Source organism: Phenylobacterium sp. (assembly GCF_046290725.1).
Lineage (GTDB): Bacteria > Pseudomonadota > Alphaproteobacteria > Caulobacterales > Caulobacteraceae > Phenylobacterium.
Window position 1 is genome coordinate 106,800 of record NZ_JBKBUH010000002.1, and the last position, 20,285, is coordinate 127,084.

At 69.3% G+C, this 20,285-nt stretch carries 22 protein-coding genes and 1 other RNA gene; 18 read left to right on the forward strand and 5 right to left on the reverse strand.

Annotated elements, in window-relative coordinates; genetic code table 11:
- The first annotated feature begins 122 nt into the window (after positions 1-122).
- The 4 genes from ACK41C_RS11690 to ACK41C_RS11705 all read left to right on the forward strand — a co-directional run bounded on the left by ACK41C_RS11690 (position 123) and on the right by ACK41C_RS11705 (position 3,743).
- Positions 123-1,325: an acyl-CoA dehydrogenase family protein gene (locus tag ACK41C_RS11690; RefSeq protein WP_409654298.1), complete on the forward strand. Its 1,203-nt coding sequence runs from the start codon at positions 123-125 to the stop codon at positions 1,323-1,325.
- 69 nt (positions 1,326-1,394) lie between these two features.
- Positions 1,395-2,540, forward strand: a complete 1,146-nt coding sequence (locus ACK41C_RS11695; RefSeq protein WP_409654301.1) for an acyl-CoA dehydrogenase family protein — start codon at positions 1,395-1,397, stop codon at positions 2,538-2,540.
- 155 nt (positions 2,541-2,695) lie between these two features.
- Positions 2,696-3,124 carry a VOC family protein gene (locus ACK41C_RS11700; RefSeq protein WP_409654304.1) on the forward strand — a complete coding sequence of 143 codons (429 nt, stop codon included), beginning with the start codon at positions 2,696-2,698 and terminating at the stop codon, positions 3,122-3,124.
- A 25-nt stretch (positions 3,125-3,149) separates the two neighbouring features.
- Positions 3,150-3,743: a DUF3052 family protein gene (locus ACK41C_RS11705; protein ID WP_409654307.1), complete on the forward strand. Its 594-nt coding sequence runs from the start codon at positions 3,150-3,152 to the stop codon at positions 3,741-3,743.
- On the opposite strand, the gene ACK41C_RS11710 is transcribed toward ACK41C_RS11705, so the two are convergent.
- Positions 3,724-4,305 (reverse strand): gamma carbonic anhydrase family protein, encoded by a 582-nt coding sequence (locus tag ACK41C_RS11710; RefSeq protein WP_409654310.1) that lies wholly within the window; start codon positions 4,303-4,305, stop codon positions 3,724-3,726. The genes ACK41C_RS11705 and ACK41C_RS11710 overlap by 20 nt on opposite strands.
- Before the next feature lie 81 nt (positions 4,306-4,386).
- Between ACK41C_RS11710 and ACK41C_RS11715 the strand changes: the two genes are divergently transcribed.
- The 3 genes from ACK41C_RS11715 to ACK41C_RS11725 are packed head-to-tail and all read left to right on the forward strand — an operon-like array spanning position 4,387 to position 6,788.
- Positions 4,387-5,280 carry a DMT family transporter gene (locus ACK41C_RS11715; RefSeq protein WP_409654311.1) on the forward strand — a complete coding sequence of 298 codons (894 nt, stop codon included), beginning with the start codon at positions 4,387-4,389 and terminating at the stop codon, positions 5,278-5,280.
- A 53-nt stretch (positions 5,281-5,333) separates the two neighbouring features.
- The gene (locus ACK41C_RS11720) at positions 5,334-5,996 is read left to right on the forward strand and encodes an N-acetylmuramoyl-L-alanine amidase (protein WP_409656652.1); all 663 of its coding nucleotides are present in this window, start codon (positions 5,334-5,336) and stop codon (positions 5,994-5,996) included.
- Between the two features lie 24 nt (positions 5,997-6,020).
- Positions 6,021-6,788 carry an SDR family oxidoreductase gene (locus tag ACK41C_RS11725; RefSeq protein WP_409654314.1) on the forward strand — a complete coding sequence of 256 codons (768 nt, stop codon included), beginning with the start codon at positions 6,021-6,023 and terminating at the stop codon, positions 6,786-6,788.
- Positions 6,789-6,812: 24 nt separating this feature from the next.
- Here the strand turns inward: ACK41C_RS11725 and ACK41C_RS11730 are convergent, their stop codons facing one another.
- The gene (locus ACK41C_RS11730) at positions 6,813-7,043 is read right to left on the reverse strand and encodes a hypothetical protein (protein WP_409654317.1); all 231 of its coding nucleotides are present in this window, start codon (positions 7,041-7,043) and stop codon (positions 6,813-6,815) included.
- Between the two features lie 236 nt (positions 7,044-7,279).
- On the opposite strand from ACK41C_RS11730, the gene ACK41C_RS11735 reads away from it, so the two are divergent.
- Both ACK41C_RS11735 and ACK41C_RS11740 read left to right on the forward strand, forming a co-directional pair.
- Positions 7,280-7,780, forward strand: a complete 501-nt coding sequence (locus ACK41C_RS11735; RefSeq protein WP_409654320.1) for a MotA/TolQ/ExbB proton channel family protein — start codon at positions 7,280-7,282, stop codon at positions 7,778-7,780.
- Between the two features lie 10 nt (positions 7,781-7,790).
- On the forward strand, positions 7,791-8,171 hold the full coding sequence (locus tag ACK41C_RS11740; RefSeq protein ID WP_409654323.1) for a BlaI/MecI/CopY family transcriptional regulator: 381 nt from the start codon (positions 7,791-7,793) through the stop codon (positions 8,169-8,171).
- Between the two features lie 7 nt (positions 8,172-8,178).
- Here the strand turns inward: ACK41C_RS11740 and ACK41C_RS11745 are convergent, their stop codons facing one another.
- Complete coding sequence (locus ACK41C_RS11745; protein WP_409654326.1) at positions 8,179-9,753, reverse strand: AMP-binding protein; 1,575 nt, start codon at positions 9,751-9,753, stop codon at positions 8,179-8,181.
- 150 nt (positions 9,754-9,903) lie between these two features.
- Here ACK41C_RS11745 and ACK41C_RS11750 point away from each other — a divergent pair, with 150 nt between their 5' ends.
- The gene (locus tag ACK41C_RS11750; RefSeq protein ID WP_409654329.1) at positions 9,904-10,734 is read left to right on the forward strand and encodes a hypothetical protein; all 831 of its coding nucleotides are present in this window, start codon (positions 9,904-9,906) and stop codon (positions 10,732-10,734) included.
- A 15-nt stretch (positions 10,735-10,749) separates the two neighbouring features.
- Here the strand turns inward: ACK41C_RS11750 and ACK41C_RS11755 are convergent, their stop codons facing one another.
- Complete coding sequence (locus ACK41C_RS11755; RefSeq protein WP_409654332.1) at positions 10,750-11,394, reverse strand: TetR/AcrR family transcriptional regulator; 645 nt, start codon at positions 11,392-11,394, stop codon at positions 10,750-10,752.
- Position 11,395: 1 nt separating this feature from the next.
- Positions 11,396-12,124: a CPBP family intramembrane glutamic endopeptidase gene (locus ACK41C_RS11760; protein WP_409654335.1), complete on the reverse strand. Its 729-nt coding sequence runs from the start codon at positions 12,122-12,124 to the stop codon at positions 11,396-11,398.
- Between the two features lie 102 nt (positions 12,125-12,226).
- On the opposite strand from ACK41C_RS11760, the gene rnpB reads away from it, so the two are divergent.
- The 8 genes from rnpB (at position 12,227) to mraY (ending at position 20,267) form a co-directional block, all read left to right on the forward strand.
- Positions 12,227-12,615, forward strand: an RNA gene (gene rnpB, locus ACK41C_RS11765) — RNase P RNA component class A.
- A gap of 243 nt (positions 12,616-12,858) precedes the next feature.
- Entirely contained in the window at positions 12,859-13,326 is a 468-nt protein-coding gene (locus ACK41C_RS11770; protein ID WP_409654337.1) for a division/cell wall cluster transcriptional repressor MraZ, read from the forward strand.
- Positions 13,323-14,255: a 16S rRNA (cytosine(1402)-N(4))-methyltransferase RsmH gene (gene rsmH / locus ACK41C_RS11775; RefSeq protein ID WP_409654339.1), complete on the forward strand. Its 933-nt coding sequence runs from the start codon at positions 13,323-13,325 to the stop codon at positions 14,253-14,255. Before ACK41C_RS11770 ends, rsmH begins: the two co-directional genes overlap by 4 nt.
- Positions 14,252-14,575, forward strand: a complete 324-nt coding sequence (locus ACK41C_RS11780; RefSeq protein ID WP_409654342.1) for a cell division protein — start codon at positions 14,252-14,254, stop codon at positions 14,573-14,575. Before rsmH ends, ACK41C_RS11780 begins: the two co-directional genes overlap by 4 nt.
- Positions 14,572-16,317 carry a peptidoglycan D,D-transpeptidase FtsI family protein gene (locus ACK41C_RS11785; protein WP_409654345.1) on the forward strand — a complete coding sequence of 582 codons (1,746 nt, stop codon included), beginning with the start codon at positions 14,572-14,574 and terminating at the stop codon, positions 16,315-16,317. The genes ACK41C_RS11780 and ACK41C_RS11785 overlap by 4 nt, the downstream gene beginning before the upstream one ends.
- Positions 16,317-17,771, forward strand: a complete 1,455-nt coding sequence (locus ACK41C_RS11790; protein ID WP_409654347.1) for a UDP-N-acetylmuramoyl-L-alanyl-D-glutamate--2,6-diaminopimelate ligase — start codon at positions 16,317-16,319, stop codon at positions 17,769-17,771. Before ACK41C_RS11785 ends, ACK41C_RS11790 begins: the two co-directional genes overlap by 1 nt.
- Positions 17,764-19,158, forward strand: a complete 1,395-nt coding sequence (gene murF, locus ACK41C_RS11795) for a UDP-N-acetylmuramoyl-tripeptide--D-alanyl-D-alanine ligase (RefSeq protein ID WP_409654350.1) — start codon at positions 17,764-17,766, stop codon at positions 19,156-19,158. Before ACK41C_RS11790 ends, murF begins: the two co-directional genes overlap by 8 nt.
- On the forward strand, positions 19,158-20,267 hold the full coding sequence (gene mraY, locus ACK41C_RS11800; protein ID WP_409654352.1) for a phospho-N-acetylmuramoyl-pentapeptide-transferase: 1,110 nt from the start codon (positions 19,158-19,160) through the stop codon (positions 20,265-20,267). Before murF ends, mraY begins: the two co-directional genes overlap by 1 nt.
- The last annotated feature ends 18 nt before the right edge of the window (positions 20,268-20,285 follow it).

Below are 20,285 nucleotides of genomic sequence, written 5' to 3' on the forward strand. Positions count from 1 at the left end.
CCGGCGGCGGGCGGGGGCAAGTGAGGCCTTCCGCTTACGTTGACGTTAGCGTCATCTTTCCATCGCGACCCAGGCTCTCTATTGTGCGTACGCCGTAAAGCCGCGCCGTAGGAGTCCTCCCCATGAACCTCGATTTCTCGCCCGAAGACGCCGCCTTCCGCGAAGAGGCGCGCCAGTTCATCGCCGAGAACTACCCCAAGGCCCTGCGCGAGAAGCAGCAGCGCGGGGAGGAGCTTTCCAAGGAGGACTATCTCTCCTGGCACCGCATCCTGGCCAAGAAGGGGTGGGCGACGCCGTCCTGGCCGGTGGAATGGGGCGGCACGGGCTGGACGCCCACCCAGAAGTACATTTGGTCCGAAGAGCAGGCTCGCGCCGACACCATCGGCATCCTGCCGTTCGGCGTCTCCATGCTGGCGCCGGTGATCTACACCTTCGGCACCCAGGAACAGAAAGAGAAGTTCCTGCCCGGCATCCGTGACGGGCTCGTCTGGTGGTGCCAGGGCTACTCCGAGCCGGGCGCGGGCTCCGACCTCGCCAGCCTGAAGACCAAGGCCGAGCGCGTCACCGGCGACGACGGCAAGGAGTACTACATCGTCAACGGCCAGAAGACATGGACCACGCTCGGCCAGCACGCCGACTGGGGTTTCTTCCTGGTCCGCACCGATCCGGACGCCAAGCCGCAGTCGGGCATCTCGTTCCTGCTGATCGACATGAAGAGCCCGGGCATCGAGGTGCGCCGGATCACCACCCTGGAAGGCGGCCACGAGGTCAACGACGTCTTCCTCGACAATGTGAAGGTGCCGGTGGAGAACCGGATCTTCCACGAAAACCAGGGCTGGACCTGCGCCAAGGCCCTGCTGGCGCACGAGCGCACCGGCATCGCCGGCGTTGCGCGCTCCAAGCGCGGCCTGGAGCGCGTGCGTGAGATCGCCAAGACCGAGCGCTCGGACGCCGGCGGCGCCCTGATCGAGGACGCCTTCTTCAAGCGCAAGGTCGCCGAGCTGGAGATCGACCTGACGGCGCTGGAATTCACCGAATTGCGCACCCTGGCCGGCGAATCCAGCGGCAAGGGGCCCGGGCCGGAAAGTTCGATCCTCAAGATCAAGGGCACCGAGATCCAGCAGCGCCTGACCGAGCTCGCCCTGGAGGCGGCCGGCCACTACGGCGCGCCCTATCTGCGCGACCTGGGCCACAACCTGAACATCGGGCCGTCCTATGCGGAAGGGGTGGCCGGCGGCTACTTCAACAACCGCAAGACCTCGATCTACGGCGGGTCAAACGAGATCCAGCGCAACATCATCGCCAAGATGGTGCTCGGCCTCTAACAATCGCAAGAACACGTCCAAGGCCCGCCCCGGCGCACGCCGGGGCGGGTCACGTCACGGGGAAACCAGATGGATTTCAGCTTCACCGAAGAACAGTCGATGCTGCGCGACACGGTCGCGAGCTATCTGGCCGACAATTACAGCTTCGATCAGCGCCGCGCGGCGCTGAAGGGCGAGCCGGGCTGGCGTCCGGACGTCTGGAAGGCCTTCGCCGAGGAGCTGGGCATCCTGGGCGCGCCGTTCTCCGAGGAGCTGGGCGGCCTGGGCGGCGGCCCGATCGAGAACATGGTGGTGATGGAGGAGCTGGGTAAGGCGCTGGTCGTCGAGCCCTACCTGCCCACCGTCGTGATCGGCGGCGGTTTCATGAAGCACTCGGGTTATGCCGGCGCCGGCGACCTGATCGGCCAGATCATCGCCGGCGAAGCGATCGTCGCCTTCGCCTATGCCGAGCCGCAGGCCCGCTACACCTGGCAGGATCTGAAGACCACGGCGAAGAAGGAGGGCTCTGGCTACGTCCTCAACGGCCACAAGGCCGTGGTGATCGGCGCGCCCTACGCCACTCACTTGATCGTCACCGCCCGGACCGGCGGCGGCCAGCGCGAGGCCCAGGGCGTCTCGGTCTTCCTGGTGCCGAAGAACGCGCCCGGCGTGGCGACCCGCGACTATCCGACGGTCGACGGCTTCCGCGCTTCGGAAGTCACCTTCGAGAACGTCTCCCTGGGCGCCGAAGCCCTGATCGGCCAGGAAGGCGCCGGCCTTCCCCTGGTGGAGAAGGTGATGGACGAGGCCGTCGTCGCCACCTGCGCCGAGGCGGTGGGCGTGCTGCGCAAGCTGCACGAGGGGACTCTGGAATACACTAAGCAGCGCAAGCAGTTCGGCGCCCCGATCAGCTCGTTCCAGGTGCTGCAGCACCGGATGGTCGACATGTTCATCCAGGTCGAGCAGTCGATCTCCATGACCTACATGGCCACCATCAAGCTTTCCTTCGACGACGTGGAGCGCGCCAAGGCCGCCTCGGCCGCCAAGGTCCAGATCGGCAAGGCCTGCAAGTTCGTCGGTCAGAACGCAATCCAGCTGCACGGCGGCATGGGCATGACCGACGAAATGGCCATCGGCCACTACTTCAAGCGCGCCACCATGATCGAAAGCGCCTTCGGCTCGGTGGACCACCACCTGGCCCGCTACGAGACCCTGAGCCTCGGCCAGGCGGCCTGAGGTGCGGCGGGCGGGGCGCTTCGCGCGTCCCGCTCCGCCTGCGCGGCGAAAATTCCACGCATCGGTGTCGGATCGGCGCTTGCCGGCTCGTCCTCTGGAGGTCCTATGATCCCGTCCCGGGCCAGGACCCTATCCGATCCAGAGGAGACGCTCCCATGCGCATGATCTTCGTGAACCTGCCGGTCCAGGACCTTGAGGCCTCCAAGCGCTTCTTCGGCGCGCTGGGCTTCCAGTTCAATCCGCAGTTCTCCGACGACAATGCGGCCTGCATGATCGTGGACGAGAATATCTTCGTCATGCTGCTGGCCCGCGACTATTTCCGCACCTTCATCACCGGCGACATCTCCGATCCGGCCAGGGGCGTGGAGGTGCTGACGGCGCTCTCGGCCGACAGCCGGGCCGAGGTGGACGACATCCTGGCCAAGGCGCTCGCCGCCGGCGGCAAGCCCTGGAAGCCGATCCTGGACATGGGGCCGATGTACGGCTGCAGCTTCCAGGACCTGGACGGCCACGTCTGGGAGGTGATGTATATGGACCAGGCCGCTTTGGCCGAAGCGCCGCAGGCGGCGGCCGAATCCGCCTGACCGCAGGCGACGGAGGGGGAGGGGCATGGGCAAGGAGGCGCAGGTCCGGGCGCTGTTCGCCGAGGGCGCGGACGAGGGCCGCCTGCAGTACGAAGCTCCGAGACTCCTCTTCCGCGGCGCCGGCCGCCGCGTCTTTCAGGGCGAACAACTTGCGGGTCTGCACGCCGAGGGCGGCGATCTCGTGCTCGCCGACGGCTCACGTTTCGCCCTGGGCGAAAAGGCGGCTGCGAGCTGGGCCCACGCGATTCTCAACCCCAAGGGACGGGCGGAAAAGCTGGGGCTGAAGGCTGGCCAGCGTGTGGCTGTCCTGGGCGTCGAGGATCAGGACCTGCCCCGTGAGATCGTCGCGCAGGGAGCCATCCTGGTCGAGGATCTCGCCGGCCTCGACCTCCTCTTCTACGCCGCCGACAGCGCCGAGGCGCTTGAGCGGATCGGCGGCCTCGTCCACGCGCTGTCGGAGAAAGGCGCGATCTGGGTCGTCTCCCGCAAGGGCAAGGCCGCCACCGTCAAGGACGTCGAGGTGATGGCGGCGGCGCGGGCGGCGGGCCTCGTGGACAGCAAGGTGGTCGGCTTCTCCGACACCCACACGGCGCTGAGGTTCACGAGACGGCGGCCATGAGGCGCTTGCGCTCGGCCGCCATTTCCGCGCGGAAGCTATCGCGCGACCACAGCCGGTAGTCGCCGGCGGCGTAGGCCTGGGCGTTGCGCCAGTAGAGGAAGGCGTTCATCCGGTTGGCCAGGCTGTTGTCGCGGGTCCGGGTCACCGCGCCGGGCGCGCCCATGACGATGGAGTGAGGCGGGACGACCGTCCCCTCCTTCAGGAACGCTCCGCCCGCAACGATGGAGCCGGCGCCGATGACGCAGCCGTCCATGATCGTTGCGCCGATGCCGATCAGGCAGTCGTCGCCGATCTCGCACCCGTGCAGGGTGACGTGGTGAGTGATCGAGCAGTTGGCTCCCACCACTGTGGGGGTTCCCGCCCCCACATGGATCATCACGAAGTCCTGGATGTTCGTCCGCGGCCCGATCGTCACGTGCTGGCTCTCCGCCCGCATGACCACATTGCACCAGATCGAGGCTTCCGGCGCGATCTCGACCTGGCCGAACAGCCGGGCGGAGGGATCGATATAGGCGGCGCCGAGGTTCCGGACATCCGGGCCCAGGAAGGGAGCTGTGGTCATGCCGCAAGCTTCACGGCTTTCCGCTGCGGCCGGCAAGACCAAGCTTGCCAAACGGTGGCGCAGGCCGCCTAAGACAGCGCCATGGCGCTTCGCGACTTCGCCCTGCTGGTCCTGGTCTGTCTGCTCTGGGCGGCGAACAACATCGTTTCGAAGTACGCCGTGGCGATCCTGGAGGCGCCGCCGCTGTTCTACGCCGCCGTCCGGTTCGCCGTGGTGGCCCTGGCGGTCTTTCCGTGGCTGCGCCCTGTGCCCCAGCCGTTCTGGCGGCTGATCGCCGTCGCCCTGCTGATGGGCGCCGGCTCCTTCGCCTTCATCTTCATCGCCCTGAAGACGGCCAGCCCCTCGTCGGTCGCCATCGTCAGCCAGGTCATGGTTCCCATGACCACCTTCCTGTCCTTCCTGATGCTCGGCGAGCGGATCGACGGCCGGCGCGGGATCGGCATCGCGCTCACCTTGGCCGGGGCCCTGGCGGTGATGTGGGACCCCCACGGGTTCCAGATATCTGACGGTCTGCTGTTCGTGGTGGCCGGCGCGTTCCTAGGCTCGCTGGGCGCGGTGATGATGAAGCAGATGCCGGGGGTGAAGCCGCTCACCTTTCAGGCCTGGGTCGGGCTTTCGTCCTTTGCGGTGCTGAGCGTGCTCTCGGCCTTCCTGGAGCCGGGCCAGGTCGAGGCGGGCCTCTCCCTCGGCTGGCGCTTCTGGGCGGCCGTGCTGTTCTCCGGCCTGGTCGTCTCGGTCGGCGGCCACACCGCCTATTACTGGTTGATCCAGCGCTACGAGGCGAGCCTCATCTCGCCGTTGACCCTGATGACGCCGCTCGCCACCATCGCGCTCGGGGTTCTCATCACCCGCGACCATTTCGACCTTCGCATGGCGGCCGGCTCCGCCGTGGCCCTCGCCGGCGTGCTGATCATCGCCCTACGGCCGAACCAACTGATGCTGCTCGTCTACGCCTTCCGGAACCGCGCCAAGTGACCTTCATCGAAGCCCCTTCGCCCAATTTCAACGAGCGCACCGTCCCGCCGGACATGGTGGTCCTGCACTATACGGGCATGGCGACCGGGGTTGAGGCTCTGGACCGCCTGCGCGATCCGCAGGCCAAGGTCTCCTCGCATTACTTGGTCGAGGAGGACGGGCGCGTCTTCCGCCTGGTGCCGGAGGAGCGCCGCGCCTGGCACGCGGGGCTGTCGTTCTGGAAGGGCGAGACCGACATCAACGGCCGCTCCATCGGGATCGAGATCGTCAATCCGGGCCATGAGTTCGGCTATCGGCCCTTCCCCGACGCCCAGATCGCCGCGGTGATCGAACTCCTGGGCGAGATCCGCGGCCGCTGGGACATCGAGGACGGCCGTATCGTCGGCCACTCCGACGTCGCCCCGGCGCGCAAGGACGATCCCGGCGAGCTCTTCCCGTGGAAGCGCCTGGCGCAGGCCGGCCACGGGCTTTGGGTCGAGCCTGACGCCGCGCCGGGCGCGCCCCTGGCGGAAGGGGAGGAGGGGGCCGGGGTCTTCGCCTTCCAGGCCGGTCTCACGCGCCTCGGCTACGATTGCGCGCCCTCGGGCAAGTACGATGCGCACACCGCCACCATCGTGCGTGCTTTCCAGCGGCATTGGCGTCCGGAGAAGGTCGACGGGATCGCCGACGGCATGACCCGCGCCCGCCTGATCGCCCTGCTGCGCGCCGCGGTCTGAATTTTCCAACCAAAGGACATTTCCATGCGCAACCTCTTCAATATCGAGGGCAAGGTCGCCCTCGTGACCGGCGGCAGCCGCGGCATCGGCGAGATGATCGCCCGCGGCTATGTGGAGAACGGCGCCAAGGTCTACATCTCCTCGCGCAAGGCCAATGTCTGCGACGCCCTGGCCGAGGAGCTCTCGCAGTACGGGACCTGCATCTCCCTGCCGTTCGACCTGTCGAAGATGGACGGCATCGAGGGCCTCGCCGCCGCCGTGGCCGAGCGCGAAGAGCGCCTGGACATCCTGGTCAACAACGCCGGCGCCACCTGGGGCGCGCCGATCGACGAGTATCCGGAGGACGGCTGGGACAAGACCGTCGACCTGAACGTCAAATCGATCTTCTTCCTGACCCAGAAGCTGTTGCCGCAGCTGCGCGCCGCGGCCACGCATGAGAACCCGAGTCGGGTGATCAACATCGCCTCGGTCAACGGCATCGAGCCGCCGGCCCTGGAGACCTACGCCTATTCCACCTCCAAGGCCGGCTGCATCATGTTGACCCGCCACCTGGCCAAGCGGCTGGCGGCCGAGCACATCCTGGTCAACGCCATCGCGCCCGGTCCCTTCCAGAGCCACATGATGGCCGCGACCCTGGCCCGCGCCGGCGACGCCATCGCCAAGGCCAACCCGCGCGGCCGGATCGGCACGCCCGAGGACATTGCGGGCGTCGCCATCTTCCTGGCGAGCCGCGCCAGCGCCTACACCACCGGCGCCACCATCCCGTGCGACGGGGGATCGGCCGAGGTGTAGGCGCGATCGGCGCCGGCCGAGGGGTCAGCCCCTTCGGCCGCGTCCGCCGGGTCGGATCGGCGGCGGCGACCAGCCGCCCTTGCCGGGCTTGTGAACCCCGCCCGCCTTGCCGTTGAGATGGGGCGGGCCGTGCTTCTTCTGGGCCAGCCGCTGTTCGATGATCGCCCGGGCGCGTTCGGCGGGCGTGAGTTCGGCCGGTGTGGAGGCGTCGGCCTGCGGGCGCGCAGGCGCCTTCGGTTCCTTGGATTTAGGCATGGGAAATTCCACTCGAATTGAGGGGGCCGCGGGCATGAGCGCCGCGGCGACGGGGCGGGCGTCAGCCCTGCGTCCTCAATCGAATGTAATACCGCACACGAAGTCAGCCTCTGCTGAAAGGTCGAGAGGGAAGGATAGCACGGACAGCTCAACGCGCAACCGAGGGTGGTCGCTTGACATTCGGATTTACAGGCGTAGTTTTTCAGAAACTACATATGTAAGATGCGGAGGGTGCAATGCGGATTTTGGGAGGGGGCGCCGGCGTGGCGCTGGCGCTTGGTGCGGGCGGCGCGGCCGCTCAGGAGACGCTGACCTGGCGGGCGCCGGCGGAGCGGCTGACCATCGGTCAGGTCTTCGCTGACGCCTCGCTGGCCAACCAAGCCGTGATGGCTGGACTGGTCGCCGCCGCGATCGCAGCCCTCGTCGTATGGGGCGCAGGCCTGGCCCGCGCGGTCGGACCCGAACCCAGCCGCGCCGGCGCCGGCCTCGGCTTCCTCAAAGGCCTATGGTTGGCCGGGCCATTGCTTGGCCTGCTGGCGGCCAGCTACACCCTGCTTTGCATGTTCATCGCCCTGGCCAATGTCCAGCCGACGCCTTCTGTGGCCGTGCTGGCGCCGGGCTTTGCGGAGGCCGCCCTGCAGGTGCTGCTCGGCCTGCTGGCCGCGAGCGTGGCGGTGATCTGCCACCGGCATCTCGAGATTCGCATCCGCCAGGTGGCGGCGCGGGCGGCGGCCTGATCGCGCCGCCATGCCCTCTGGCCGGATCTCGGCGGCCGAGAGCCGCATCATGGAGGCCCTGTGGGCGCGGGGCCCCCTGAGCGCCGACGAGATCGTCCAGGACGTCGCGCCCGAGCAGGGCTGGGGCGCGGCCACCGTGAAGACCCTGATCAACCGGCTGCTGAAGAAGCAGGCGATCCGATCCGAACGGGCCGGCGGACGCACGGTCTATCACCTGCAGCTGGAACGCGACGACTATGTCACCGAGGAGAGCCAGGGCCTGCTCGACCGCCTGTTCGGCGGTCAGCTCACCCCGCTGGTGGCCCATTTCGCGCGCCGGCAGGCGCTCTCGCCGGAGGAGATCGCCCGCCTCAAGCGCCTGATCGCCGAGCTTGACGAGGAGGCGCGCTGACCTCGGATCAGATCGCCCGCGCCCGCCCTTCCCAATAGGACGCACGGACCTTGTTGCGCAGGATCTTGCCGGCCTGGCTCCGGGGCAACTCGTCCACGAAGTCGACCTTCCGCGGGACCTTGTAGCGGGCGAGGTTGGCGTTGGCGTAGTCGAGGATCGCCTGGGCGAGCTCCGGGGAAGGCGTGCGGCCGGGCTTGAGCTGAATGACCGCCCGCACCTCCTCGCCGCGCTCCTCGTGCGGCACGCCGACCGTGCAGCTGTCCTCGACATCGGGGTGCTTGATCAGCTCGTTGTCGATCTCCTGCGGGTAGATGTTCACCCCGCCGGCGATGATCGTCTCGGCGCTGCGCCCGGTCAGGAACAGGTAGCCGTCTTCGTCCAGATAGCCGATGTCGCCCAGGGTGTAGTACTCGCCCTGTCGGTTCGAGGCCGTCTTGGCCGGGTCGTTGAAGTACTGGAAGGCTCCGACCTCAGGCAGCCGCATATAGATCGTCCCGGCCACGCCCGGCGGGCACTCGGCGCCGGCCTCGTCCAGGATGCGGGCGCTCTGCGGGGTCGGACGGCGGCCGACGCTGCCCGGCTTCTTCAGCCACTCGTGGGAGTCCAGCCGGAAGCCCGCGCCGCCTTCCGAGCCCGCATAATATTCCACCAGCACCGGCCCGAACCATTCGATCATGGCGTGCTTCACCTCGGGCGGGCAGGGGGCCGCGCCGTGGGTGATCTGCTTGACCGAGCCTACCTCGTACTTCGCCCGCACCTCCGGCGGCAGGGCGAGCAGCCGCTGGAACATGATCGGCACGAAGTGCGAATGAGTGACCCGCCGCTCGGCGATGGTCCGTAGCACGCCCTCGGAGTCCCACTTGTCCACGAAGACCAGCGGCACGCCGTTCACCAGCGGGCGGCGCACGTCGCCCATGAGAGGCGCTGCGTGATAGGCCGGGCCCGTGCACATGTGCAGGTCGCGTTCGCGGTCATAGGCCGGGATGAACTCCGGTCCCGGCGCGTCGGGCTTGTAGACGCCCTTGGGCCGGCCGGTGGTGCCGGAGGTGTAGAGCATGGTGTAGCCGCGCGACGGGTCGGCGATGTCGTCGCCGTCGAACGCCGCCAGGGTCGGGTCATAGGGCTCGAAGCCTTCGATCTCTCCGCCGATGGCCACCTTCACCCGCAAGTCCGGGCACTGGGCCGCCGCCGCAGCCGCGGCCGGAACGCCCGCATCGGCGAACAGCGCCCGAGCCTGGCAGTCGCGCACCACATAGGCGATCTCGTCGGCCGTCAGGTGCCAGTTCACCGGGGTTATCCGCATGCCAGCCCGCATGGCCGCCGACAGCACCTCGCAGAACTCGGCCCGGTTGGAGCAGAGCAGGGCGACGGCGTCTCCGGCCCCAAGGCCGGCCTCGCGCAGGCGGCGCACGATGCGGTTGGCGTTGGCGTTCAGCGCGCCGAAGGTGCGGGTTCGGCCCGAGGCCTCGTAGACGGCGACTTTGTCGGGCGTCAGCTCCGCCCAGACCGCATGCATCATGCCGACCTGGATCGCCGCTCCCACGCGGCGTGCAAGATCGGCCGGGGCCTGCATCCCGTCCATCGGCTCCTCCCTGAGCGGCCTCTCTGCGGAGGCGTGCGCGAAGCCTCGCCCACCATTGTCTGCGGGGCAAGAGGAGCGTTGTGTCCGAAGCCATTTTCGCCGTACCCTCGCCTAGAAGCGGCGAGATTCCGCGATGCCAGGGAGGAGCCGATGAGCCTCGTCGAGCCGGCCGAGCGGGCAGGGCCCTTGCGCGCGCCGCGCAACACCGCCCAGGAGATCAAGGGCTCCATCCACGACGACGCCACGGCTTCGAAACTCGGCTTCCGAGGCGGGACGGTTGCGGGCTCGATCCATATGGATCAGTTCGTTCCACTGCTGGTCGCGGAATATGGCGAGTCCTGGCTCGGCCGCGGGACGATCTCGCTGATGTTCAAGCAGGCCACGGTTGACGGCGAGCCGGTGCGGGCGGTCCTGCGTTCGGGCGCGAAGCACGCCAGGCTTTCGATGTTCAACGAAGCCGGAGCCCTGATCTGCGAGGGCACGGCCTCGCCCGGCGCCGATCCGACCTCCGAGCTGGCCCGACGGCTCGCCGACCAGAGACCCCCGGCCCCCGGCGCCCTACGCATCCTCGCCGCCATCCGGCCGGGCGATGAGGCGCGGGATCTTCCATTGGTGATTGCGGAGTCCGCCTTGAAGACGCGGATGGAGACCATCACCGAGCCGCTCGCCGCCTATGAGGCGGGCGTGCTTCCGCCGTCGATGGTCGTGCTGCTCGCCCACGGCGCGCGGGCGGCGGTGGTCGGCTCGGCCGGCAAGGCGGTCGGCCTGTTCGGCGCGCTGGAGGTGGAGACGATCAAGGGACCTCTGTATGCGGGAACCGCCTATGTCGGCCGCACCCGCGTCCACGCCCTGGCCGACAGCCCGAAGACCGAGGCGGTCTGGTACGACGTCTTCATCGCCGAGCCTGGCGGGGACGACGTGGCGCGCGTCCGCTTCTTCCTGCGCTTCATGAAGGCCTCCTCGCCGCTCTGGGCCAATTGATCGGGCCCTCGACGGTCATTCGGTCGTAAGCGCCTTCAGGGCGATGGCCTTGAGGATCGGCGAGACATCTTCGAGCGCCGCCGGGGCGAACGTGGCCGGATATAGGGCGGCCAAGTGAAGCGAGATCGAGAGCTGGGCGACCGCGACACGCGCCGTCGCTTCAGGGTTCGGCGTGCGGATTTCGCCCTCGCACTGCAGGAGCCATTGGGCCAACTGCTCGACGGCCAGGGTGTTCAGACGCACGGCCTCGTCGTCCAAGGCGCCTACAGAGCCGGTGACGCGGCCGAAGACCGCGCGAATGAATCCAGGTGCGCGCGCGGCCGCCTCGGCCTGCCGAGCCACGATCCAGTCCAGCCGGGCCTCGAGCCCGACCCCCCGCCATAGGTCGGGCGACAGGGCCTCCTCCAGAACCGCCAGCTGCCGCGCCTGCAAGCCCCGAAGCAGCTCGTCGAGCAGAGTCTGACGGCTCTTGAACCGGCGGTAGATCGCGCCGACGGACACGCCAGCCGCGCCGGCTATCTCTTCCATGGAGATGCTCGAAAGCTCGCGCGTCGCCAGCAACGACATGGCGCCGTCGAAGATGCGGGCAAGGGTCGCCTCGCTCCGCTTCTGACGGGGGGGCATGAAGCCTGAAACATCGGGGGGCGTCTGGTCGGTCAATTCAGGCTCCGGGGGCGACGCCAAGGAATAGGGCTGTGAGGCTGACGGTGTCGATCAGGCCGTGCAGCAAAATGCATGGCGCGAGATTCCGCCGCCCGGCGACGTAGACGATCCCCAGCACCAGGCCGGTTACGCCCGTCAGCAAGACGCCGCCGAGACCTTGATAGGCATGGCCCAATCCGAACAGCGCCGCTTGTCCGATCACCGCCACGCCGGTCGCGAGGCGACCGTGGCCGACGATCCGCTGCAACCGCGACTGAACGAAGCCCCTGAACAGCAGTTCCTCGCCTATGGCGGCCGATGTCCAGGCGATCGCGATCCAGTATGCGTACTCCCACGGGTCGCCCCTGAGGGCGCCGAAGGAAGCTGCGGCGTCCGCGCGCAGCCCCAGGCGAGGAAACACGAGGCCGATCAGCACGGTCGCTAGGAGCCCGACTGCGAGATAGCCGCCGACCACCAAGCCGGCGGTCCGAAGCCACGAGGTCGGCGGGCTCAGCCCCAGCGAGCGCCAGTTCTCGCCCCGGCGATAGAGCAGGTAGCTGGCGATCAGACACAGGGCCAGGATGCGCCCGGGGGTGATCAACCGTTCGAGCAGGCCGCCCCCAACGGCCGCCGTCATCGGAAGCCAGATCAGCAGGGCGCCGAGCGCCAGAAGGCCGGCCAGTTCGCTGCAGGCGGTCGCCCTTGGGCGGGGCGGCGCTGAGGCCGGGGAGGTGAGGGTGCTGGACATGACGGGCTCCAAAAAGAGAATGAGAATTCTCATTTTCATTTTGCGGTGTCAAGTACAGGGTTGGCTTGACCCGGCGGCCCCGAGCGCCCACCTTGCCGCCAGCCAGACGGCCGGGCGGTCGCGGTCGCTCCGCAAGGGGCGGTCGAGGAAAGTCCGGGCTCCACCACGACATGGCGGCGGGTAACGCCCGCCGGGGGCGACCCCAGGGATAGCGCCACAGAAAGCAAACCGCCTCGGATCCGTCCGGGGTAAGGGTGAAAGGGTGGGGTAAGAGCCCACCGCGGACCCAGTAATGGGAACGGCATGGCAAGCCCCGCCAGGAGCAAGACCGAATAGGGGCGCTGCGCCCGTCGCGAGGCGGGCAGGGCTGTCGTAGGCCCGAGGCGTCCGGGTAGGTCGCGCGAACCGTCCCGCGAGGGGCGGTCCAGAGGAATGATCGCCGCGCCGGCTCGCCGGCGGCACAGAACCCGGCTTATAGGCCGTCTGGCTCCTTCACTTATCCACAGCTGCGACCGGGCGCCGGGTTATACTTAACAAGTTCCGTGTATGTTCTGTGAATTGTTTATCGGCATTAACCATAGTTCGGTGCGACATCTTTGATTTGGCGTGATTTGGCCTTCGTGAGTCATTGTTTCCCAATTCGTCCCATGTTAACCCAATCAGCGTTGGCTGAATGAGCGGAAGCGTGGCTGCGGGGCGGGCGGCCAGGGGTTTGGGGATCGGGGCGCGGCGGGATGTTTCTCTCGACCTTCGAGAAACAGTTGGACGCCAAGCGGCGCATCGTCGTGCCGCAGGAATTCCGCGCCCTGGTTTCGGGCCCGTTCGACGGCGTCTTCTGTTTCCCCTCGATCGAGGCCGACTGCATCGAGGGCGGCGGTCAGGCCTTGTTCGATCGCTATCTCGGCGTGATCGAGGAGTTGCCCTTCGGCGACCCGGTGCGCTCGGCGCTCGAGACCTCGGTCCTCGGCGGCATGGCCAAGATGAGCTTCGACACCGCCGGCCGGATCACCCTGCCCGAACACCTGTGCGACATGTTCGGCCTGACCGACTGGGTGGCGGTCGTCGGGCTCGGCGACCGTTTCCAGATCTGGACGCGGGAAGCCTTCCAGGCCCATCGCGCCGCTCAGCGTGAGCTGGCCCGCGAGGGCCTGGCCCAGCTGCGCGCCCAGCAGCGCGCCGCCCGTCTGGGGGCCGCCCAGTGAACCCGGCGCCGCACCTCTCCGTCCTGCTGGCCGAGGTGGTCGAGGCCCTGGAGCCTGCGCCGGGCAAGACCATTGTCGACGGGACCTTCGGCGCCGGCGGCTATTCGCGCGCCTTCCTCGCCGCCGGAGCGGCGGTGATCGCCTTCGATCGTGACCCCAGCGCCCGGCGCTTCGCCGAAGGCCTGGGCGAACCCTTCCGCCTGGTGGAGGCCAGGTTCTCCGAAATGGACGAGGAACTGGGGCCGGAAAGCGTCGACGGCGTCGCGCTGGACCTCGGCGTCTCTTCCATGCAGCTGGACGAGGCCGAGCGCGGCTTCTCCTTCCTGCGCGACGGCCCGCTCGACATGCGTATGGGGGGCGAAGGTCCCACCGCGGCGGACATCGTCAACACCGCCGAGCCTTCCGAGCTGGCGCGGATCTTCTTCGTCTATGGCGAGGAGCGGCAGTCGCGCCGCATCGCCGCGGCCATCGCCCGCCGGCGCGCCGAGGCGCCGTTCACCCGCACGCTGGACCTCGCCGAGGTCATCGAGCGCGCCCTTGGGGGGCGGCGCGGAGCCAAGGTCCATCCGGCGACCCGCGCCTTCCAAGGTCTGCGCATCGCCGTGAACGAAGAGCTTTCGGAGCTGGAGGCGGGCCTCTCCGCCGCCGAGCGCGTGCTGCGTCCGGGCGGCCGCCTGGCGGTGGTCACCTTCCATTCGCTGGAAGATCGCATCGTGAAGACCTTCCTCGCCGAGCGCGCCGGGCGCACGCCGGGCGGGTCGCGCCACGCCCCGCCGGTCGAGGCCGGGGCCGCGCCCAGCTTCACCCTGCTGTTCAACGGCGCCCGCGCGCCGTCAGAGGCCGAGGTCGCCGCCAATCCGCGCGCCCGTTCGGCCAAGCTGCGCGTCGGGATTCGCACCGAGGCGCCAGTCTGGAAGGAGGCGGCATGAGCGTCTTTTCGCGTAAGGTCCGGGGGTTCCGCCTGATCGACGTGGTCGCTGCGGGCCTCCTGGTGGTGCTGGTCTTCGGGGTCTACCTGGCCAAGACCATGGCCGGCCGCGAGCGGGCGGAGATCGCCCTGATCGAAAAGCAGATATCCCAGGAAAAGGCGCGCATCCGCCTGCTGCAGGCCGAGGTGGCGCACCTGGAGAATCCCTTGCGGATCGAGCGGCTTTCCACCGCCTATCTGGGGCTCGAGCCGGTGGCGGCCAAGCGCGAGGCCACCCTGGAACAGCTGCCTGAACTCACCTCGGCGGAACACAAGCCATGAGCCTGGCCCATCCCACGTTCGAGGCGCCGGGCTGGCGCTGGCTGAAGGATCGCTTCTGGGGGCTGGAGCGCGCCTTCGAACGCGCCCGCGCCGCGGGCCGCGCGGAAGACGACACCCGGATCCGCATCTTCTTCGTCCTGGCCCTTTTCGCGGCCGGTTTTGCAACGCTGGCCGTGGGCGCCACGCGCGCGGCCCTGTTCTCCGACGCCCTGGGCGGGGGCGGGCGGGGCGCCTATGCCGGCGCCTCGCGGGCGGACCTGGTGGACCGCAACGGCGCCCTGTTGGCGGCCGACCTGCTGCACTACGGCCTTTATCTCGACCCGCGGGAGATCTGGGACACGGCCGAGACCCGCCGCGTCCTGATGGCGGCCCTGCCGAACCTCTCCCACGGCCGGCTGGAGCGCGCCCTCCGCGCCGAGCGCCGCGTGTTCCTGACCGGCGGCCTGACGCCGGAAGCCCGGGCCCGGATCCACGCGCTGGGCCTGCCCGGCGTCACTTTCGAGCCGGAGGAACGCCGGGTCTATCCGCTGGGCCAGACGGCCGCCCATCTGATCGGTTTCTCCGACACCGGCGGCAAGGGCCTGGCCGGCGCGGAACTGGCCCTCAACGACACAGTGCGCGAAGCCGCCCCGGCCAGCGGCAACGTGGCGCTCTCGATCGACCTGCGGGTCCAGGCCGCCCTGGAGGACGAACTCTTCCGGGCCGCCGAGGCGCATCAGGCCAAGGGCGCGGTGGGTATCGTCACCAACGTCCACACCGGCGAGATCCTGGGGGTGGCGAGCTACCCCACCTTCGATCCCAATGTCGCCGGTCGCGCCGATCCCGAGGCCCTGATCAACCGGGCCGCGGCCTCGGTCTACGAGATGGGCTCCACCTTCAAGGTGTTCACCGTCGCCCTGGGTCTGGATTCCGGAACCGCGACGCTGGCCACCACCTTCGACGCCCGTGCGCCGCTGGTCATGGCCGGCCGGACGATCCACGACTACCATGCCGAAAACAAGGTGATGTCGGTCGCCGACATCTTCATGCACTCCTCGAACATCGGCACCACCAAGCTCGCCCTGCAGGCGGGCTCAGAGACCGTCCAGAAGTACTACCGCGCCTTCGGCCTGCTTAGCGCCGCGCCCGTGGAGCTGAACGAGAGCGCCCGACCGATCCTGCCGCGCAGGTGGGACGACAACGCCGTGGCGTCCTCCTCCTTCGGCCACGCCATCTCGGTCAGCCCCCTGGCGCTCGCCGCCGGCATGGGCGCGATCCTCAACGGCGGAACCTATGTCCCGCTCACCATCCGCCCGGTGAAGCCGGGGGCCGGGCCGCAGGGGACGCGGGTCGTCTCGGAGGCGACCTCCCGGGCCATGCTGGACCTGATGCGGATCAACGTCGTGCGCGGCACGGGCGGCAAGGCCAATGCGCCCGGCCTGCGCGTGGGCGGCAAGACCGGCTCGGCGGAAAAGGTGATCAACGGCCGCTATGCGCGCTCCACCCTCGTTTCCTCCTTCGCCGCGGTCTTCCCCACCGACGGACCCTTGGAGGCCGACCGCTATTTCGTGCTGATCCTGCTGGACGAGCCGAAGGGCACGCGCGAGACCTACGGCTTCGCCACCGGCGGCTGGACCGCCGCGCCTCCGGCCGGGCGCGTGATCGACCGCATCGGGCCGTTCCTGGGCGTCGAGCGCCGGCCGGATCTGATCCCGGTCGACAAGACTTTCACGCCTGAGCAGCTGGGAGCGTTCGAAGGCTGATGGCGCGTCGCCTTTCCGAGCTGGTGCGCCGCGAGCTCGCGGCCGATCCCCTCATAAGCGGCGTCACCGCCGACAGCCGCAGGGTGCGGCCAGGCTTCCTGTTCGCCGCCCTTCCCGGCGCCAAGGCCGACGGCCGCGCCTTCGCCGCCCAGGCTGCGGCGGCCGGCGCGGCGGCCGTGATCGCGGCGGAGGACATCCCAGGCCTGGGCGTCCCGGTGATCGTCACGCCCGACCCCCGGCGCGCCTACGCCCTGGCCGCGCGCAATTTCTGGGGCGCGCAGCCGGCTGTCGCCGTGGCCGTGACCGGCACCAACGGCAAGACCTCGGTGGCCGGGTTCTGCCGCCAGATCTTCAACCGCGCCGGTCACAGGGCCGCCAGCATGGGCACGCTCGGCGTGCGCGCCACTGGCCCCGGCCTCGACCAGCAGCTCACCCCGCCGGGCCTGACCACGCCGGACGCCGCCGATCTGGCGCAGCTTGCGGCGCAGCTGGCCGGCATGGGCGTCACCCATCTGGCGCTGGAAGCGTCCTCGCATGGCCTCGACCAGCGGCGGCTGGACGGCCTGGCGCTGACGGCCGCCGGCTTCCTGAACCTCACCCAGGACCATCTCGACTATCACGGCTCGATGGAGGCCTATCGCGAGGCCAAGCTGCGCCTGTTCGAAGGCCTGCTGCCGCGCGGGGCCACGGCCGTGCTGAACGCCGATTCCGACGCCTTCCCCGCCTTCGCAGCCGCCGCTGTGACCTCGGGCCAGACGGTGATGTCGGTCGGCGCCGCCGGCCAGGGCCTGAAACTGGTGGACCGCCGCCCGACGCCGGAGGGCCAGCGCCTGAAGGTGGCCGTCCAGGGCCGGACCTATGACGTCCGCCTGCCGCTCGCCGGCGCTTTCCAGGCTTCGAACGCCCTGGTCGCCGCCGGCCTCTGCCTGGCCGCGGGCGAGGACGCCGACACCGTCATGGCCGCCCTGGAGCACCTGGAGGGCGCGCCCGGCCGCCTGCAGCATGTGGGCGCGGGCCCCCGCGGCGGCGAGGCCTATGTGGACTACGCCCACACCCCCGATGGGCTGGAGACCGTGCTTCAGGCCCTGCGCCCGCACGTCGCGGGGCGGCTGATCGTGGTCTTCGGCGCCGGCGGCGACCGCGACCGAGCCAAGCGGCCGCTGATGGGCCGGGCCGCGGCGACCCACGCCGACCTCGCCATCGTCACCGACGACAATCCCCGCAGCGAGGCGCCCGAGGCGATCCGCGCCGAGATCCTGGCCGGCGCGCCCGGCGCGCGGGAGATCGGCGACCGCCGCAAGGCGATCCAGGCCGCCGTGGCCCTGATGGGTCCCGGAGACGTTCTGGTGGTGGCCGGCAAGGGCCACGAGCAGGGACAGACCGTCGGCGACGTGGTCCACCCCTTCGACGACGTGGCCGAGGTAGCGCTGGCCCTGGAGCCCGTCCATGGCTGAGCCGCTCTGGACCTCCGAAGCGATCGCCGCCGCTGTAGGCGGAGAAGAGTCCGGCGCGTTCGCCGCCACGGGGGTCTCTATCGACACCCGCACGCTGGAGCCGGGCGACCTCTTCGTCGCCCTGGCGGGGGTGCGGGACGGGCACGAGTTCGTCCCCCAGGCGCTGGCTGCGGGCGCCGCCGGCGTGCTGGCCGCCCAGGAGGTCGAAGGGCCGCATGTGCGCGTCGCCGACACCTTCGAGGCGCTGCAGCGTCTCGGACAGGCGGCGCGGGATCGAGCTCCCCAGACCCGCCGCGGCGCGGTCACCGGCTCGGTCGGCAAGACCAGCGTCACCCAGGCGGTTCGCGCTGGCCTGATCCTGGCCGGCCGCGCCCATTCCTCCGTGAAGAGCTACAACAACCACATCGGGGTGCCGCTGACGCTCGCCCGGATGCCGCGGGACACCGAGCGTGCGGTCTTCGAGATCGGCATGAACCACGCCGGCGAGATCGGCCCACTCTCCCGCCAGGTCCGCCCCCATGCGGTGGCGATCACGACGGTCGGCCCTGTCCATGTGGAGAACTTCGATGACGGCGAGGCCGGCGTCGCCCGCGCCAAGGCCGAGATCTTCGAAGGCCTGGAGCCCGGCGGCGTGGCGGTGCTGAACGCCGACAACGCCTGGTTCGACCTGCTCTCGAAGGAAGCGCATAGGGCCGGCGCGGTGGTCCGGAGCTTCGGGACGGCTGAGGGCTGCGACGCCCGCCTCGTCGACTTCCAGACCCAGGCCGGCCACGCCGTCGTCCAGGCGCGCCTGCACGGCAAGGGTCTGGACTTCCCGATCCTGCAGACCGGCCTGCACTGGGGGCTGAACAGCCTGGCCGTGCTGCTGATGCTGGAGGCCCTGGAAGTCGATCTTGGCGACGGCCTGGCGGCCCTGGGCAGCTTCGAGCCCCTGGCCGGCCGCGGCGCCGAGCGCCGGGTGCGGCTGGCCGGCGGCGGCTTCACCCTGATCGACGAGAGCTACAACGCCAATCCGATCTCCATGGCCGCCGCCTTCGCCACTCTCGGCGCGCGCCGCGCCGAAGGGCGGCGGATCGTCGCGCTGACCGACATGCTGGAACTGGGGCCGCAGGCGCCGGAATTCCACGCCGGTCTGGCTTCACCTTTGGAGGCGGCCCGCGTCGACCTCGTCTTCTGCGCCGGGCCGCTGATGAAATCGCTCTGGGACGCTCTTCCGTCGACTCGGCGGGGCGGCTACGCCGAGACAGCGGCGGAGCTGGCGCCGCTGGTCGCACGGGCCATAGAGCCCGGCGACGTGGTGATGGTGAAAGGGTCCAACGGCTCGAGGGCCGGCGCGGTGGCGGCTGCGCTGGTCGCGCTCGACGCCGGTTCGGGGGAGACGGGCTGATGCTCTATTGGCTTTACGAGCAGTTGGCCGGCGGCACGCATGTGCCGGTTCTCAACCTGCTGAAATACCTCACCTTCCGTACGGGCATGGCGCTGTTCACCGCCCAGCTCGTGGTGGTGCTGCTGGGTTCGCGCTTCATCCGCTACATGCGCGTGGTGCAGGGCAAGGGCCAGCCGATCCGCAAGGAAGGCGTGGAGCGCCACGTGATCGAAAAGGCTGGCACGCCCACCATGGGCGGGGTCATGATCCTGGCGGGCCTGCTCGTCGGCACCTTGCTGTGGGCCGACCTCTCCAACGTCTATATCTGGGCGATCCTGCTGGTCACGGCGGGCTACGGCGCGCTCGGCTTCCTAGACGACTACGCCAAGGTGACCAGGCAGACCACCGACGGCATCTCCGGCCGCCTGCGGATCTTGCTGGAGGTGGCGATCGCCGTGGCCGCGATCCTGCTGATCATCCTGTTCGGCAACGCCCCGCCGGAGGCGCCGGAGCTCTCCACCTCGGTGGCGTTTCCGCTGTTCAAGGAGCTTCTGCTCAATATCGGCTGGTTCTATCTGGCCTTCGGCGCCTTCGTGATCGTGGGCGCCGGCAACGGGGTGAACTTCACCGACGGCCTGGACGGCCTGGCCATCGTGCCGGTGATGATCGCCGCGGCCGCGTTTGGCTTCATCGCCTATCTGGTCGGCAACTACGTCTTCTCGCAGTACCTGCAGCTGCACTTCGTGCCCGGCGTGGGCGAGGCGGCGGTCTATTGCGGGGCGATGATCGGAGCCGGCCTGGGCTTCCTCTGGTACAACGCCCCGCCGGCCCGGATCTTCATGGGCGACACCGGATCCCTGGCGCTGGGCGGCGGCATCGGCGCCGTAGCCGTGGCCACCAAGCACGAGATCGTGCTGGCCCTGGTGGGCGGTCTCTTCGTGGTCGAGACGCTCTCGGTGATGATCCAGGTCGTCTACTTCAAGCTGACCGGCAAGCGCGTCTTCCTGATGGCGCCGATCCACCACCATTTCGAGAAGCTCGGCTGGTCCGAATCCACCGTGGTGATCCGGTTCTGGATCATCTCCATGATGCTGGCCCTGCTGGGCCTGGCCACCTTGAAGCTGAGATAGGGGAGGGACGGGCAAGCG

Bases quoted from the DNA above. Each gene is read 5' to 3' on its own strand.
- murF (WP_409654350.1), top strand. From the start codon at position 17,764: ATGGCTGAGCCGCTCTGGACCTCCGAAGCGATCGCCGCCGCTGTAGGC.
- ACK41C_RS11750 (WP_409654329.1), top strand. From the start codon at position 9,904: ATGAGCCTCGTCGAGCCGGCCGAGCGGGCAGGGCCCTTGCGCGCGCCG.
- ACK41C_RS11735 (WP_409654320.1), top strand. From the start codon at position 7,280: ATGCGGATTTTGGGAGGGGGCGCCGGCGTGGCGCTGGCGCTTGGTGCG.
- ACK41C_RS11725 (WP_409654314.1), top strand. From the start codon at position 6,021: ATGCGCAACCTCTTCAATATCGAGGGCAAGGTCGCCCTCGTGACCGGC.
- ACK41C_RS11715 (WP_409654311.1), top strand. From the start codon at position 4,387: ATGGCGCTTCGCGACTTCGCCCTGCTGGTCCTGGTCTGTCTGCTCTGG.
- ACK41C_RS11745 (WP_409654326.1), bottom strand. From the start codon at position 9,753: ATGGACGGGATGCAGGCCCCGGCCGATCTTGCACGCCGCGTGGGAGCG.
- ACK41C_RS11705 (WP_409654307.1), top strand. From the start codon at position 3,150: ATGGGCAAGGAGGCGCAGGTCCGGGCGCTGTTCGCCGAGGGCGCGGAC.
- ACK41C_RS11690 (WP_409654298.1), top strand. From the start codon at position 123: ATGAACCTCGATTTCTCGCCCGAAGACGCCGCCTTCCGCGAAGAGGCG.
- ACK41C_RS11730 (WP_409654317.1), bottom strand. From the start codon at position 7,043: ATGCCTAAATCCAAGGAACCGAAGGCGCCTGCGCGCCCGCAGGCCGAC.
- ACK41C_RS11720 (WP_409656652.1), top strand. From the start codon at position 5,334: ATGGTGGTCCTGCACTATACGGGCATGGCGACCGGGGTTGAGGCTCTG.
- ACK41C_RS11760 (WP_409654335.1), bottom strand. From the start codon at position 12,124: ATGTCCAGCACCCTCACCTCCCCGGCCTCAGCGCCGCCCCGCCCAAGG.
- ACK41C_RS11770 (WP_409654337.1), top strand. From the start codon at position 12,859: ATGTTTCTCTCGACCTTCGAGAAACAGTTGGACGCCAAGCGGCGCATC.
- ACK41C_RS11700 (WP_409654304.1), top strand. From the start codon at position 2,696: ATGCGCATGATCTTCGTGAACCTGCCGGTCCAGGACCTTGAGGCCTCC.
- ACK41C_RS11740 (WP_409654323.1), top strand. From the start codon at position 7,791: ATGCCCTCTGGCCGGATCTCGGCGGCCGAGAGCCGCATCATGGAGGCC.
- ACK41C_RS11710 (WP_409654310.1), bottom strand. From the start codon at position 4,305: ATGACCACAGCTCCCTTCCTGGGCCCGGATGTCCGGAACCTCGGCGCC.
- ACK41C_RS11790 (WP_409654347.1), top strand. From the start codon at position 16,317: ATGGCGCGTCGCCTTTCCGAGCTGGTGCGCCGCGAGCTCGCGGCCGAT.
- ACK41C_RS11695 (WP_409654301.1), top strand. From the start codon at position 1,395: ATGGATTTCAGCTTCACCGAAGAACAGTCGATGCTGCGCGACACGGTC.
- ACK41C_RS11780 (WP_409654342.1), top strand. From the start codon at position 14,252: ATGAGCGTCTTTTCGCGTAAGGTCCGGGGGTTCCGCCTGATCGACGTG.
- mraY (WP_409654352.1), top strand. From the start codon at position 19,158: ATGCTCTATTGGCTTTACGAGCAGTTGGCCGGCGGCACGCATGTGCCG.
- ACK41C_RS11785 (WP_409654345.1), top strand. From the start codon at position 14,572: ATGAGCCTGGCCCATCCCACGTTCGAGGCGCCGGGCTGGCGCTGGCTG.